Origin of the sequence: Neobacillus niacini, assembly GCF_036961885.1 — a bacterium.
Taxonomy (GTDB): Bacteria; Bacillota; Bacilli; order Bacillales; family Cytobacillaceae; genus Neobacillus; species Neobacillus niacini_H.
Genome location: NZ_JBALNQ010000029.1, coordinates 17,962 through 33,002, shown reverse-complemented (window position 1 = coordinate 33,002; position 15,041 = coordinate 17,962). Strand labels below are relative to the sequence as shown.

14 protein-coding genes and 1 pseudogene are annotated in these 15,041 nt (G+C 38.5%); all 15 read right to left on the bottom strand.

Features of this window, described 5'->3' with window-relative positions; all coding sequences use genetic code 11:
- Positions 1-4: 4 nt before the first annotated feature.
- The 15 genes and pseudogenes from V7124_RS13270 to V7124_RS13200 all read right to left on the bottom strand — a co-directional run bounded on the left by V7124_RS13270 (position 5) and on the right by V7124_RS13200 (position 15,034).
- Positions 5-856, bottom strand: a complete 852-nt coding sequence (locus tag V7124_RS13270; RefSeq protein ID WP_335489760.1) for an alpha/beta fold hydrolase — start codon at positions 854-856, stop codon at positions 5-7.
- A complete protein-coding gene (locus V7124_RS13265; protein ID WP_335489757.1) occupies positions 853-2,019 on the bottom strand; it encodes a CaiB/BaiF CoA transferase family protein in 1,167 nt (388 codons plus the stop codon). The genes V7124_RS13270 and V7124_RS13265 overlap by 4 nt, the downstream gene beginning before the upstream one ends.
- Positions 2,020-2,032: 13 nt before the next feature.
- Positions 2,033-3,073, bottom strand: coding sequence for an acyl-CoA dehydrogenase family protein (locus V7124_RS13260; RefSeq protein ID WP_335490140.1), 1,041 nt, complete (start codon positions 3,071-3,073; stop codon positions 2,033-2,035).
- A 1-nt stretch (position 3,074) separates the two neighbouring features.
- Positions 3,075-4,229 (bottom strand): acyl-CoA dehydrogenase family protein, encoded by a 1,155-nt coding sequence (locus tag V7124_RS13255; RefSeq protein ID WP_335489753.1) that lies wholly within the window; start codon positions 4,227-4,229, stop codon positions 3,075-3,077.
- Positions 4,230-4,241: 12 nt separating this feature from the next.
- Positions 4,242-5,030 carry an enoyl-CoA hydratase/isomerase family protein gene (locus tag V7124_RS13250; RefSeq protein ID WP_335489750.1) on the bottom strand — a complete coding sequence of 263 codons (789 nt, stop codon included), beginning with the start codon at positions 5,028-5,030 and terminating at the stop codon, positions 4,242-4,244.
- Between the two features lie 153 nt (positions 5,031-5,183).
- Positions 5,184-5,451, bottom strand: a pseudogene (locus V7124_RS26275) (tyrosine-type recombinase/integrase); the annotation flags it as partial.
- Positions 5,452-6,512: 1,061 nt separating this feature from the next.
- A complete protein-coding gene (locus V7124_RS13240) occupies positions 6,513-7,190 on the bottom strand; it encodes a cysteine hydrolase family protein (protein ID WP_335489747.1) in 678 nt (225 codons plus the stop codon).
- A gap of 62 nt (positions 7,191-7,252) precedes the next feature.
- Entirely contained in the window at positions 7,253-8,581 is a 1,329-nt protein-coding gene (locus V7124_RS13235) for a cytosine permease (RefSeq protein WP_335489744.1), read from the bottom strand.
- A 308-nt stretch (positions 8,582-8,889) separates the two neighbouring features.
- On the bottom strand, positions 8,890-9,681 hold the full coding sequence (locus V7124_RS13230) for a hypothetical protein (protein WP_335489742.1): 792 nt from the start codon (positions 9,679-9,681) through the stop codon (positions 8,890-8,892).
- Positions 9,682-9,746: 65 nt separating this feature from the next.
- Positions 9,747-11,114 (bottom strand): hypothetical protein, encoded by a 1,368-nt coding sequence (locus tag V7124_RS13225; protein ID WP_335489739.1) that lies wholly within the window; start codon positions 11,112-11,114, stop codon positions 9,747-9,749.
- Positions 11,115-11,330: 216 nt separating this feature from the next.
- Positions 11,331-12,101, bottom strand: coding sequence for an IclR family transcriptional regulator (locus tag V7124_RS13220; protein WP_335489737.1), 771 nt, complete (start codon positions 12,099-12,101; stop codon positions 11,331-11,333).
- A 115-nt stretch (positions 12,102-12,216) separates the two neighbouring features.
- Positions 12,217-12,918: an isochorismatase family protein gene (locus V7124_RS13215; RefSeq protein WP_335489734.1), complete on the bottom strand. Its 702-nt coding sequence runs from the start codon at positions 12,916-12,918 to the stop codon at positions 12,217-12,219.
- A gap of 14 nt (positions 12,919-12,932) precedes the next feature.
- The gene (locus tag V7124_RS13210; RefSeq protein ID WP_335489731.1) at positions 12,933-13,304 is read right to left on the bottom strand and encodes a DsrE family protein; all 372 of its coding nucleotides are present in this window, start codon (positions 13,302-13,304) and stop codon (positions 12,933-12,935) included.
- A 39-nt stretch (positions 13,305-13,343) separates the two neighbouring features.
- Entirely contained in the window at positions 13,344-14,120 is a 777-nt protein-coding gene (locus tag V7124_RS13205; RefSeq protein WP_335489728.1) for a maleate cis-trans isomerase family protein, read from the bottom strand.
- A 56-nt stretch (positions 14,121-14,176) separates the two neighbouring features.
- Positions 14,177-15,034, bottom strand: a complete 858-nt coding sequence (locus V7124_RS13200; protein ID WP_335489725.1) for a DUF3891 family protein — start codon at positions 15,032-15,034, stop codon at positions 14,177-14,179.
- Positions 15,035-15,041 lie beyond the last annotated feature (7 nt).

Here is a 15,041-nt window from a genome sequence, read left to right as displayed (position 1 = left end):
CCTATTAAATTGTTTTATTAAAGTACTCCTTTACAAGCCTATTAAATGTTTCTTTATGTTCCAACTGTGCCCAATGACCGCATTGCCCTAAAACAAATAAATGGGCATTTGTCAAATGATCCAACAGATAATAGCTAGAATCTATGGAACAAACATGGTCCTCTTTGCCGTGAATTAATAGAATTTCATGTTTGATTCTTTTTAAAGCTGTTGGTGGCACAGGTAAAGGTGTTGTACTGAAGAAGGCATTATTTGACCTTTTCACTTCCTCTTTTAAAGCGATTTCAAAGCGTTCATCAATAAACGAATCAATAATTGGATTCATTTTCTCTACATCATAGACAAACCATTCCATAATCTGTCTTAACTTTTTAGGAGTTGGATCTTGATAAAAATTTCGAGCCCTTGCCAATTCAATGCTCATCTTTGTTACTGGAGTCCCACCAGGGCCCATCAAAATCACTCGATCAAATCGATAAGGATGCTCCATTAATAATTCCAAGGCAATCGAACAACCTAAAGAATTTCCGACAATGTTTGCCTTTTCAATTTTCATTTCATCCATTAATTCAATTATTTGCTTCACCCATAAATCGAGCCATTCTTGCCTAGTCTTTGGAGGCTCAACCGGATGACTGCTGTTGGCAAAGCCATATAGATCTGGAGCAATGCAATGGAACTCTTCTTGACAACTGTCTAAAACATAACTCCAATTCGCACGAGCTGTAACTCCTGGACCAGAACCGTGAATAAAAATTACTTTATTCTCATGTTCAGCCCCTGATTCATTCACATAGGTTTTAAAATTTTCCGTATTAACATAGCGAGTTGAAATGATTGAAGTAGTTGTACTCATATTCTTTCCTCCTCTTTCTTCATCATATTTTCAAAGATTTCTTCGTTGTGTTGCCCTAATAATGGAGCTGGTTGAAAGCTGTCAACGATAGATTTTGAAAGTCTTATGGGTGAGCCCGGAACTTTCACCTTACCTTTTGAAGGATGATTGATTTCTACAATCATGTTCCTCTCTATTAAGTGTCGGTCATTGGCAACTTCTTTTACCGTCAGAACTGGTGCTGCCGGTATCCCTTTTGTGGTTAATAATTCAACGATTTCCCATTTATTGATATCCTTTGTCCATTCAGTGACAAATTGGTCAACCTCATCCATATGTGCTGCCCGGTTGATCGTGTTTTTATATTCTTCCTTTTCAAGTAAAGTTTGCTGTTCTAAAATGTCAACGAGTAACTGCCAATGTCGCTCGGTTGCACATATTATGGCAACAAATCCATCTTTGGCTGGATAGACATTGTATGGTGCTGCCCTTAATCCGCTATGCTTATTCCCAGTTCTTTCGCGATAATTGTCCGGATCCCCATCGTATAAGGCAGCTAAAGGAGAAGCTAATGTCGGATAAAGAGTATCATGCATAGACACTTCTACTTTTTGCCCTTCTCCGGTCCTTTCTCTCTGATAAAGAGCTAAACCAATACCGGCTAATAAATGCGTTCCTCCTAACAAATCAGCAATGGCAGGTCCTGCTTTCACAGGAGGCATATCCGGGTAACCAGTAGAGCTCATCACTCCGCCAATGGCTTGCACCGTTAAATCCATTCCAGGGAAATCCCGATAAGGTCCTGTTAGACCATAAGCAGTTGCCGTCGCATAGATGAGCCTTGGGTTTCTCTTTTTTAAGACTTCGTCATAATCAAGCTCTAACCGCTTCATGACACCTGGTGTAAAGTTTTCTACTAAAATATCGGCATCTTCCACTAGTTCCAAAAATGCTTTTTTCCCGTCTTTACTCTTCAAATCTAATGTGACACCATATTTATTTGTGTTGAACATTAAAAATTCATGGGGAACCTTGCTTTCGTGTCGCTCTCGCAAGATATCTCCCTTAGGACTTTCAACCTTTATTACTTTTGCCCCATGATAGGCTAGTAGTAATGTGCAGTACGGCCCCTGATATACTTGGCTTAAGTCTAAGACAACCAGTCCTTCTAATGCCTTCTTCATCCTTTTACCACCTTTATTGAGTTACAATCTCCCATAGGCCTTTTTCTTCAGCTAAGATAAAACGACTAATTTCTTGCGACCAGTAAGATTCAGATTGGTATTCTTCTCTTAGGGACCATAATTTTCTTGTGTAATAGTGGAGAATATGCTCTTGTGTAAATCCCATAGCTGCATGAATCTGGTGAGCAATAGATGTAGCTGTACTTATTGCCTCGCAAACTTTTAATTTTGCCACCATCAACTCTAAATAATACTGATGATTAATTTCATCCTTGAGAGATTCAATACAAGTACGTGTCATGATTTCTGCTTGTTTTACGGATTCTGCCATAATAGAAAGATTATTTTTATTCATTTGAAAGCTGCCAATCTGCTTTCCAAATTGAATTCTAGTATTTGCATGTTCAATCGTTAATTCAACTATTTTCTTCAATGCACCAGTAGCTACAGCTAAGTTAAGTAAAAGTTGCAAGGAAAAATAATAGTTAACTACTGATGAATCAATCGATTTAACTAGTTTAGCTGAATGATTGACTAACTCAAACGAATAGACTGGTTCATTCGCTAAATTGTGCTTTATTTTCGTTTCTAATTCACTAGCATCTAGCAAAACGAAATAGTCTTCCCCGCGTTCATTGGTTCCAATTACTAAAATATCGTTCCCTTTTGTATATCCATACATATTTTCAATCTTACCATTCGCCAAATACCCCTCATCAGTGTTGATTGTTATTTTTTGGTCAAACGGTCCACATGATAGATGATACTTTGAATCTAGTTTTTCTTGATAAGCAACCCAATTACGAAATAGGATAGCGGTAAAGGGGATGGGAAGCGCATATTTCCCAGCAATAACAGCTAATTCCAGCCCATGTTTTTTCTCAAATCCACTTCCCCCATCAGCTTCATCTATCCCAATCAAATAAACCCCAAATTCCTCTAACGTCTCTAACAATTGGGTGGGAACCCCTTTGCTTTCTGATTCCTCAAGTAAATCTTTATCACAAAAGTCATCTAGGATTTTTTCGAAAGATTCTTTCAATATCACTTCCATTTCATCCACTATTCATCACCCCTTTTGAAATAATCGTCCTTAAAATTTCTGTCGTCCCACCTCTTAGGGTAAATCCTGGAGAATGTAAAATAGATTGTGCTGCATATACCTCAATTCTTTTATCCGAATCTAAAGAAGGGTAGATGGATGCTGTATTTCTAGCTGTATGAATAATTTGGTTTTCCAACTGGGTTCCGAGATCCTTTACCATTGCGGCTTCTGTATTTGGTGTCTTTTTTTGTTCCAATAAAGACGCGACCTCTAAAGACATTTTCCGTAAAGTAACCAAACTGGCAATACAAGAACCTAAGTCTCGCAAATCAGATCGCTCATTCCCATCTGATTTTATGGTATCTATTAATTCTTCTAGTAAAGGATAAGTACTGAGGAATCTCTCTGGGCCACTTCTTTCAAAAGCCAATTCAGTTAGTCCTTGTTGCCAGCCATTTCCGTCAACTCCAACTAAATTTTCTTTTGGCACTTTTACATCTTCAAAAAACACTTCATTAAATTCATGCTCCCCTGTCATAAGATAGACCGGTCTAATGGTTACACCTGGTGATGTTAAATCAACTATTATTTGACTCATACCTTCATATTTGTTCTTTTCATTCTTTGGGGAAGTCCTGCATAATACCAGGATATAGTGCGCATGGTGTGCACCTGTTGTCCAAATCTTGCTTCCATTTAAAAGCCAATGATCTCCTTTGTCTTCGGCTCTTGTGGATAATGACGCCAAATCACTTCCTGAGTTAGGTTCACTTAAACCGATAGCAAAATACAATTCTCCCTTGCAAACATATGGTAAATATTTCAATTTTTGTTCTTCCGTTCCAAACTTAAGCAACAAGGGAGCTGTTTGCCTATCAGCTACCCAGTGGGCAGAAACCGGAGCACCTTTTGATAATAATTCTTCTAGCACAACATATCTTTCTAAATTGCTTTTCTCCTGTCCTCCATATTTTTTGGGAATTGTCATCCCAATCCAACCCTTATTAGCTAACTTTTTGCTAAACTCTGGGGAAAAGCCAGAAATACTTGCATCACAACTAACGGTAAACGTCCCTTTTTCTTTTTCTTCTTTTATAAACTCTCTCACTGCTAATCTTAATTCTCGAATATCAGATTGGGTATTAAATTCAGCGATGCTTACCAAGCGAATCCTCCTTTATTTTCCAGTGAAAATAGGTTTTCTTTTTTCTAGAAATGCATTTACTGCTTCTTTATGATCTTCCGTAGACTTTACAATAGCAAAATGGGAAGATACTAAATCTAAGGAACTGGATAAGTCTGATTTAATCGATTGCTTCACCGTTCTTTTTATCAACCGTACAGCGATTTGAGGTTTAGCAGCTAATCTTTTCGCATATTCTAGTGATTTTTTGAAAAATCCTTCTGATGGATACACCATGTTCACTAATCCCATCTCTTTTGCTTCATTAGCAGAAATAAAATCACCTGACCATAAAAGTTCAAGGGCTTTGGAGTATCCCACGATTCTTGGCAAATAATAAGCTCCCCCATCTCCTGGTATTAAGCCGATATTTATGTAACCCTCAGATACTTTAGCTGTCTCCGCAATGATTCTAATATCTGCCATAAGGGCCATATCAAGCCCAGCACCAACAGCAATCCCATTAATGGCACAAATGATAGGCTTATCAATATCATGTATGGTTAGAGCCACTCGATGAACGTTTCTCCATAAATAGTCCTTTGTTTCCGCAGGTACTGAGTCGGCTTTCATATCATTGATGTCTCCTCCAGCACAGAAAGCGTTTTCTTTTCCGGTAATTAAAATGACTTTGATGTCTTCATTCCTTTTAGCGTGCTCTAACGCTTCAACCCATTGGTCTATCATTAATTTATTAAATGCATTTTTCTGTTTTGGCCTATTTAGAATAATCACATATACACCATCATAAAATTCCGTCAATATAGGACTAATTTCATTCACTCTTTGATCCCCCATTTCATTTTCTCTATTTTCATAAGTTTTATGTTACTTATAACAATAATTTAGAATAAGAATTATTGTCAAACTATTTTGAAAAATGTTACATATACAACCAGCGTGAGTTTTTTCCTCATAATAAGATGCAAAACCCCTTTATTTTCTGTGGTTAAAAGCACTTTTTTTAAAACGATTCATTAATATAAAATAAATTTTTATAGTTAACTTTAAGTACTCAATAAATTTTATTGAAGTTGTGTTAACAACGGTGATAAAATCCCCAATAATATATTTCCGTACCATTGACATGTCAGTATGACCAAGAATTTTTTGCAATGAAAAAGGATCGACCACCATTCATTACATAAAACAATGCACCTGTATGCCTGAAAGTATGTGGTGAAACACGGTTAGTTGAGATACCAAATTCAATGAAAACTTCCACTGTAATTTTTTCTTTTGACAAATCATCTTCCAAAAATTCAGTAAGGAATCGAAAATGTTCATAATACCCCTGAATGGTAGGTTGCGCTAACCTTCAGTTATTTTAAAACTCATGAACTGTTCAAACATTTCATATAAGGTAAATTTCTGTTCAACTGATTTCGTGCTTTTTAAACCACTGGTACTTCTTGAACCCTTTCTGTTAGTTTTTTTGGATTAATAAGCATAAAAAAAATCCACCTTCCTTTAAGAAAATAGTGGATTTAACGCACCAGTATTCTATGTAATTTTCAGCAAGTACAGGTATAAGTAAGTCAGCAAATCACGGTTCAAATCATAGTCAAATGACAGTTCAAAAACTGTTCAAACCGTTGATAATACTAAAAAAAGTTGGCGGGACTGTGTGAGAATCGAACTCACCAGACCTGGCATGCAGGTCTCAAGCAGTTTTGAAGTTCTAGACAGTATGTAATATCTAGTAACACAAATTCCCATAAAGTACTATAGAATACGGTTTCTCTGTTTTAGAGTGTTGTGGTAGTATCATTAAATTTTTAAAATGGGCACCAAACTCGGCACCGAATTTTTCTAATATGAAATTGATGATGTTTAAAGGTTAACACATGGAAGATGCGATCCTTTTCCCTAACACCTGGATAAATTAAATCTTCAGTTACGTTTATTTTCTAATGGTCCACTTCAAACCTTTTGGTGATAAAAGATTTGAAAAACACAAATCTAATACTGATGCTATACCAACTAATAGAGGATTTGTAAGTGCTAGACTAAAGTGAACAGTTTACAACTAATAATTTTGAACACTTATTTACTAAAACGGTCTTCCACCTTACGATAGATTTTTATACTACTATGATTAGGCGGATGATTTGAAAAGGTGGATAAGTTTGAAATGTATGAAAAATTACCCCTTATTAGCACAAAAGGCCGACTAGCTCCTATCCGCTAGTCGGCCTTTTTCACGCGCAAAACTTCCGATTGACCCTTAAAGAACCGTCCATCTGGTACTTTGCATCCACAAATTCAGAGAGTCAATCCTGTTGTAAAGCCAATTCTCGTAAGTTCCTTTATTGTTTCATCTGTTGAAAGGACTGTTCCAAATGCTTCTGCAATAAGGTTAAGTTCCATTCTATGCCACTGCTCAGCAGTTGCTCCCGCATGATCGTACGTACTAACCGCATCCGAGATTACTGTAACATTATAATGACGGTGGTAGGCTGCCCTGACCGTGCTATCAACACACCAGTTCAGCACCGTACCAGTAATCAATAGAGTAGAGACACCTAAGGATTGAAGAATTTGATTTAGCTCAGTTTCTGCAAAGCAATCATACCCACATTTTTTGATGACTCGTTCTCCTGGTAACGGAGTAAGCTCTGATATAATCCTCGTTTCATATTTCCCATCCCAAAAACTACACCCCGGTTCTTCAAGATTAATACCTCTTTGTGCGGCCATCTTCCAATAAAAGTCATAATAAAAATCTGGTCCTACACAAAATTCAGTATAAATAACTGGAATGTTCTGACTCCTACAAAATGAAATTAACTTTTCCATATTTGGAACTTGTTCACGTGCCATCGGTACTTCAAGGGGGGAGCCTTCCTCAACAAATCCGTTTTGCATATCAATAACAAGTAAAGCTGATTTTGCTGGATCTAAGTTAAATACTGAGTTCCACTCCCAATAGGACTTTCCCATTTTTCAGTTGTCCCCTTCCTATTTTTATTTCTTGTAAGTGTAAATTTTTATATTAAACCCTACTAGTTTTGTTGTTGAATACCATTCTCATCTATTTTTGTAGACATGATGGTTACATTTTTGTACATTAGTTTTTCTAGAAGAATATAAGATAATCCAGCTGAGATGATACCGACAAGTGGAGGAATTAACAATCCAGTTTGTAATGAAATGAAACTTAAAACCCCACCGACTAACCAAGCAATTATGGAAGTAACACTTACTTGACGATCTTCTTTTGATCTTTTCACTATCAATTCCTGAGCGATAACAATCCCCGGTACAGGAGGTATTAGAATCGCTAAAAATTGGATGATAGGCATGATATATGAATAGATACCTAAAGCTGCAAAAATGGCTGCAATACTCGCTATGACTAGCGCATTATGTTTGTGTTTGATTTTACCAGAATACTTTGTATCATTAATGATGTTCTGTAACGCCAAACTTCCAGCGTAAATATCCTTGTCTTGAGTTGTCCATAAACAAAAAAATGCTGCTAAAAAAGCTAAAAATAATAGTCCTAATGCCCCCATTGCGGCAGTGAAATCACCAATTCCAGTACTAATTGCAACTAACATACCAGCAATTTGAAATCCTAAACATCCAATACTAAATGCAACCGATCCTGCGATAACTACATGTATTTTTCGTTTCGCAAAGCGACAGACATCAGGAGTAATCGTTGCACCATAAATCCATCCACCTACAACTGCGGCAGTAGCTGCTGTAAATGATATCGTGGAAGTTGGAACATAACTGAATACGCTTTCAAAACCATTACTAGTTGACCAAACTTTATAGACACTATAAACCGTTAACACTAAAGCAGCTGGTACACCAAACTTACTAATTGTTTCGAGTCCCTTAAATCCTTTCAATGCGGAATATAACCACATGAAAATAACTAATATTGCAGTGATGGCTACTGGTAGTGGCCACCAGCCAAAAGTTGCCTTAATCATCCTGGCAAAGATATCACCATTCACAGATGTCCAAGTGATCGCAGACAAAGCTAGTAATACGGCAAAAATGTGAGAACCGCTTTTTCCAAACGCTCTTTTTGATAGAAAGGTAGTCGAAAGGCCAGTTTTAAAGGCGAGAATTCCCATCGCTATTACGACAGCGATCAAGATTGCATTTCCTGCAAAGATAGCAACTAAAGCATCTGAAAATGACATGTTAACCCCTACTGAACCACCAATTACAAAGTTAGACAATGCAATAGGATAACCCGCAAGAACTAGGGTTAAACGGGAAAGTGATCTTCGTTTATCTACTGGTACACTTTCAAACGCATATTCATAGGAATCATCCTGATTCCCATGATTTTTCTCTACTTTATTCTCCACATTTCCAACTCCAATCCATTATTTTAATAGACAATAGGTACGAAAGTGATTATAATTTTCATAACTTTCGTATTATTAAGATAATAATAGGCCATATGATATCCAATTGGAAATACCTAAAATTTATGGAGCAATAAGTTTTTTTTATTTTCATGTGTTTTATAGTAAAAACATGATTCTCTTTAGAACTAGCTCGTGAAACCAGGCTAAAGATGACCATTTATAAAACCTCTATAAGTATCCATCAAAAAAGAGAGAGCTGCCTATAAGTATACTTGAGGGCGACTCTCTCTTATTTAATTAAATATTTATGCAAATTCAAGCCCAGGAATCTTATTTGGTATTGTAGCCCTTAAGGGACCTACATGTAAAACAGCAGCACTTATAACTCCTAACTCTAGTAGGCGTTCTGCCTCCAACACGCCGTGTTGTAGCGCACTTTTCCATATTTCTAGTGGAAGTTCACCTACACTTTCGGTGACCAATAATCCTGCAATGTCTGTATCTGGCTGCAATTCTTCTGCTGGCTTCCTAGAGATATTAGGATGTTCAGCTGAAACATGATTAGCAATTAATGTTGCCGCAACATCTGCCACAGATCCTATAGCACCAAGAACGGTAACGGATTGAGCGATTCCGCACGTTAAACTTCGTCCACCCAATCCAGATGTACAAATTCCACGAATACCGCTCGTACTATCTACTTTTAACTTTCCTGATAACTCAGTTCGGTTCTTAAGGCCTTTATTAATCCCAACTGTCACGCATTCACCAGGATCCATACGTAAGGCAATGTCCCCGCCATTATTGCAGATTACTAGGGTTGCACCCTCTTGATAGGCGGAATTCGCAGACAATTCCGCAATCGTCCCAGCTACCGCAGCCATGGGTGTCACCATTTCATCATGAACAGACCTAGTTGCATGAATCATCGATGTAACAGGCAATGGATTTTCTGGATTATCTTGGATATCTTTTATCCATGTACTGCAAGTCTCTCGATGTTTTGCTACCTCGAGTAAACCATTTAATGCCGTTGTAACCGCGGCCTCAATGGCCCTCTTACATGGTTCCCCTTTGCGATAAGCTTCTATCGTCATATTTAAGGGCCCGCACTGGAGAAGGATTTTCGCCGGAGACAATTGAACTTTGGTCGCTTCCCAAATCATAATAATTGAGTATCCTTGTTATCTAGGAAATTATTCAAGTTTTGAAGCGATTGATATCTGCCTTTTATACGTTGGAAAGTTGCACGTGTCATCGTGTACTCCACCGGTACAATGATTGCAGGAGTTGGAGTCACATAAAATGAACCAGCTGGGATTTTACTTACATCTGCAGAAATAATGATGTTGCCACCCGGCATTAAGGAAACCGGAGCCCCACACATCGTAATGTTTATTTTCCCTGTGTGTACAGCCTTATTGACCTCTATTGGCATCTCGGAAATGCTTGCTCGAGCACTCCCCCCTATCCCCCCAGTGAACTGGACATGAACCATAGACGGTTCGGAGGACTCTGCGATTCTTCTTTGCATTTCTGCAGCCTTAGTTGTTAGAGGGATTTCATGGAAGGCTTCGTCTTGAGTTAACCTTAGTAGTGCGGCGTTTTGACCGTTTGTATCAACGACAAACACGGTCATGCCAGGCCACGCCAGGTCCATATCCACTTTAGCGATTGCATCAACCGGCCGTTGGATATTCGTACCACCCATACCTGCTCCCGGTGTTCCAAAATAACGACCAATGCTTGACCTGCGGCCGACTGGAGTGATTCCCGAATAAGGCATTCCTAACATTCTGCCAACAGCATGTTCAGTAAGCAATCCCGTGACATGTGGGTCAATGACAATCGTCTCATCTGCAACATCTATAAATTCAGATCCAAAGATTCCAAGTGTCGCGCTTCCGCAGCCAACACGCATATACTCTTCCTTTTCCCCGTTAATGATAGGAGTACCACCTAACTGAAGCTCTAACTGTGCACCACCTTGAATTTGTAAATAAACAGGGAGTCGATTACAAATATCCGCCATCGTTCGAGCAACTTGAAACCCGCCTTTATTACTAATTAAATGAATTCCACCAATGGCGAGCATCTTTGCACCATATTCTTCGGTTGTCACATGGCCAACAACATGATTACCTCTGCGCACAACAGAACCTTCTGAACCAATATCCATATTGGTATCAATCTTCACTTTTACACTACAGTAGGATAATGGGACCTCAGTTATACATGTAACAACGTCAATTCCATCTATGTGTGATTCGATGATACCAGGCGCAGGCACAAAGTCTGGATATTCTGTTCCAGCCCCCGAAGCATGAATCAGCGGTTGCGACAAGACCCTTTCTTCATCATAATTAAACATTACCCTTTCAGTTGGGAGAGTCAATGGCCTGTCGCGGACAACTTCCCCATCGATATTCTTATACATCTGGCACGCCCCATATCCGAGCGGTTTTATTTTACAAAGAACAGGACAATGCCCGCACATGACGGTTCCATTCGAGTCCGCTTCATATTTCATCGTTTGATAGACTTCTTTTTCGATTTTTACTCACCTTCCTATATGTAAAGTTATATTTTTATGAATTTTCCAATAATTTAAATTATACAGGGCTTCATTGAAAGTGTTAAATATTAAATTTTTATATCATTATCCAATTTATTAATATATTTTCAAAAAAAAAATGGAAAATCCTCTATTAGTAGAGGGCATCCATTGTTTTTTTACGAGTATTTTTTAAATGATTTTATATAGTTTAGAACGTAATTCCTCGGTTAAATTCATACACTCATTTCTTAACGCAATAATGATTGGTGAATCGCTTGACACATCCATTACACCTTTTATTCCCACGATGGTAATGGTTGCCATGATTCTGTGATCCCGATCAAATACGGGGCACCCCACTGCAACCACGCCAGGAACTAGGAAATCTTCCGTTACTGAATATCCATTTTGTCTAATAAAAGAAAGGTCGGCTTGAAATTTAACCGGGTCAAGATGATGTGCAAGAATTTCTTTATCTATATATGGTTGAAGCTCCTTCACAGGTAAAAACGCAGCAAACAACCTTCCGGCAGTAGTGAAAACTATACTGGCTTTATGGCCAACTTTTATTCCTATTGTGAACTGGCGCATGCTCTCTTCAATTTCGATAGGGTAAGGTGCATCTCCTCTCCAAATCGACAAGAACACCGTCTCATTAAACAGATCCCTTAATTTAATGAGTGAAGGCTTTGCCAGGTCTTTGATATCGTGCCCATTCATTGCATTATTTCCGATTGCAACCAGCGCCGGCCCGATTGAATATTGGAGAGTAGAATTTCTCTGGAGAAAGCCTGTACGGCAGAAACTGGTCAAGTATCTGTGTAATTTACTCTTGGATATATCGCACATTTCAGAAATTTCAGTGATAGAAAGAGACCGTCCGCTATCACTGATTTTTTTTAAAATATCTAATCCTAACTCCAAAGACTGGATACCTAATCCTTTCATTTCTGTATCCATTTAGGTGTCTCCTTTTACCAATGTTTTATTCTAAATTTTATCATATCCTCGATTCGTATACCAGCAACAGTCCACAAAACATCCTTCTTAACAGTGCTTTTAGCTAACTTTCACTTTATACGACTGCCTTGATGCTGCGTATTTGCTTAATCACTTCCTCGACAGGAAGCACATCTGCATATTTCTGCTGCATATCAAATAGATTGATAGCATGAGAAGTAATCCCTCTATCAAATGAGCACTCTTCTGGAACAATCACTTTATAATTGTTCGAGAAAGCGTCAATTACAGTTGCCCGCACACATCCGCTTGTTGTACAGCCTGCTACAATCACTGTATCAACCTGATTGGCTGTCAAATAGGAACTCAAAGGTGTACCATGAAAGGCACTAGGCTTTTTCTTAGAGATCACCACTTCCCCATATTGTGGTTTAAGCTCCTCAACCACTTTCGTTCCTTTTTCACCTTCTAAAAGATTAGGATGGTCAAAAATGTTACCTTTAATGGCCACACCCTCATTCCTATAGGTTCTGCTTCCTTCAATCACCGTATAAAAAACAGGAAGTTTCGCCTCTCTTACCGTATCAAGCAAGTTTTTAATATGCCCAATTGCTTTCCAACTGGTTTCTCCGCAACTGGTTGGATAGTTTAAAATGGACTTATGAATATCCTCTGGGGAGTCCCCTGTAAAGCCATATTGTACGTCGACAATCACAAGACCAGGTTTTTTGCCGATTCCCATCCTGCTTCCCAGCCCTGCATTTTGATAGACTTGCTTATCACGTTCATCCAAATAAGAATCCCAAATTCGGTTCATGAACATCCGCTCCTTTATCCATACGTAATTACTCGGTCATGGTCAACTGTTAGCTGGACAAGTACATTAGGTTCCGCAAGCTCAACCTTTTTACCGCTAAGCTCCTGTTCATTAACTCCACGGGCTCCACAGGAAATTCTTGATAGAAAAATGTCTCCCCCACCGGATATAATCTCATCGAAGGATTCCCTTAATAGAGTAACTCCATCGCCAATTCCGATTGTAGTGTCTAAATGCTCATTTTTTATTAATTGTACGGCACTTCCTGCAAGAAACATGGATACTTTATGACCTTCTCTAATCGCCGTTTTTGCGATTAAAAATGCGCGGTCTGCTTGAGTTGGTGACTCTGGTCCATGTGTCAAATGGATTAAGATTTTTGCCATTATTTCTTCCCCCTATTTTTCGTAATTCACTGATTTGGGTTACTCTCCTACTGCAGCAGAATTAAATTCCTCTGATAGAAGATAACCCGCATTTGGTACGACTGGTTTCAAATTGAGTTCTTTTAATAGTTTATAAACAGTTGAAACGGCAGCTGAAAGAACAGGTTTGCCTAATTTTTCTTGTACTTTCTGGATTGCAGGCAATGACTGCATCTGAACGCATGCTGATAAAACAACGGCATCTGCTTCGCTCACATCTAAATCATCAACAATATTAATAAGGTTAAAGGGATCGAGTTTCCCCACTTCCAAATTGTCTGCAACTTCTAGACTTATCGAATCTGTCACCTTAATTCCTTCCGATTCGATATATTCGATTACCATATTCGTCAATGGCTTCATATAAGGAGTCACAATCGCGATTTTTTTTGCCCCAATTGCCTTAATACCTTCAATTAAAGCACCCGCACTGCTTACGACTGGTACAGGTGAACTATTATCTTTCGCCACTTTAGAAAGTCGGTCTTCTGACAGGCAGTGATACCCTGGACCTTGAGACATAATGGCAACGAGACAAGCATATGCAAGGGCATCACAGCGTGCATCTGAAAGCTCTAAGGCACAACGGTCACTATCAATGTCCATTTTTGCTAATTCTTCTTTCGTTACATGCTTCATGCGCATACGGCTGGAATGGAAGGTAAACGTTTCATCCTTGATTATTTCTTCACGAGCTTTAAGCATCGCTGGAATTTCTTTCTCCATCGTGGTATTTGAACTAGGTACGATTAAGCCTAAACGAAATTCTTTGGTCATTTTTCATCCTCCTAAAATTTAAATCTTCCGAAATCACTTAAACCCAACGCTTAAAATTAATTAACACTTTCAAATTCTACTTGCTCCACAGTCTTCTTTTCCACTGGGGGAACAAATGTCCATTTTACTTCTTCGTATTCTGCTTCTTCCAAAGCTTTATAAACCTCACTGTGCGTAGCATATTTTACATTTGGAATTTTCCGCTGCTTAACTGTCGTTTCAACATGAGATGCAAATGGGAAAGGATCAACAACAATGGTTCCATCCCCTTGTCCCTGGACTGTGATCATCGTTCCTTTGTTTTCTAAATTTCTTCTAACAGGTCCCATCACTAATTTATTGGTTGTATCATGCTTATGCATCGACACGTATTGAGACAAACGATCCATGAATTGAACAATCTCATAGTTCATCCACAAATGGTTTTCAAATTCGCTTCTCGGACCCTTTTTTTTCCATAATTCCATCTTTAGATCCACCCATTCTTTTTGCATATGGGTGATGGTTTCATTAATTTGGGGAGCTAGGTCTTGCGGAATATTAAAGGTGAAAGAAGGATCATAACCAAAACGGCTAGTATAAAGCCCCATCCAGTGCATTCCAACCAATAGACCCGCATAAGTATCCTCAGCTTTTACTTTTTCATACCCTTTCCCGTAAAAATCAACGTGTTGCAGCAAGTTGACACTTAAAAAAGGAACGGGCTGACTTTTTACCTTATCGAACAACACTTTTTCGTCAGATTCAATCCAGCCGATATCATGCTTTTCAACGCCTAGACACATAGAGCTAAAATACTGTGGTCGAATAAAATCCTCGTTCCCCCAATGCCTTGCCACTTGCCCTGCCTGTTTGGAATGATCATATTGGTTCACAATATATAAAAACCCATCTTCATGTTTGGTAATAAACATATTTGAG

What these genes read in the sequence shown, in the direction of transcription:
- V7124_RS13230 (WP_335489742.1), bottom strand. Translation starts at nt 9,681, where the DNA reads ATGACGATAGAAGCTTATCGCAAAGGGGAACCATGTAAGAGGGCCATT.
- V7124_RS13260 (WP_335490140.1), bottom strand. Translation starts at nt 3,073, where the DNA reads ATGGAAGTGATATTGAAAGAATCTTTCGAAAAAATCCTAGATGACTTT.
- V7124_RS13220 (WP_335489737.1), bottom strand. Translation starts at nt 12,101, where the DNA reads ATGGATACAGAAATGAAAGGATTAGGTATCCAGTCTTTGGAGTTAGGA.
- V7124_RS13240 (WP_335489747.1), bottom strand. Translation starts at nt 7,190, where the DNA reads ATGGGAAAGTCCTATTGGGAGTGGAACTCAGTATTTAACTTAGATCCA.
- V7124_RS13215 (WP_335489734.1), bottom strand. Translation starts at nt 12,918, where the DNA reads ATGAACCGAATTTGGGATTCTTATTTGGATGAACGTGATAAGCAAGTC.
- V7124_RS13210 (WP_335489731.1), bottom strand. Translation starts at nt 13,304, where the DNA reads ATGGCAAAAATCTTAATCCATTTGACACATGGACCAGAGTCACCAACT.
- V7124_RS13265 (WP_335489757.1), bottom strand. Translation starts at nt 2,019, where the DNA reads ATGAAGAAGGCATTAGAAGGACTGGTTGTCTTAGACTTAAGCCAAGTA.
- V7124_RS13205 (WP_335489728.1), bottom strand. Translation starts at nt 14,120, where the DNA reads ATGACCAAAGAATTTCGTTTAGGCTTAATCGTACCTAGTTCAAATACC.
- V7124_RS13200 (WP_335489725.1), bottom strand. Translation starts at nt 15,034, where the DNA reads ATGTTTATTACCAAACATGAAGATGGGTTTTTATATATTGTGAACCAA.
- V7124_RS13225 (WP_335489739.1), bottom strand. Translation starts at nt 11,114, where the DNA reads ATGAAATATGAAGCGGACTCGAATGGAACCGTCATGTGCGGGCATTGT.
- V7124_RS13270 (WP_335489760.1), bottom strand. Translation starts at nt 856, where the DNA reads ATGAGTACAACTACTTCAATCATTTCAACTCGCTATGTTAATACGGAA.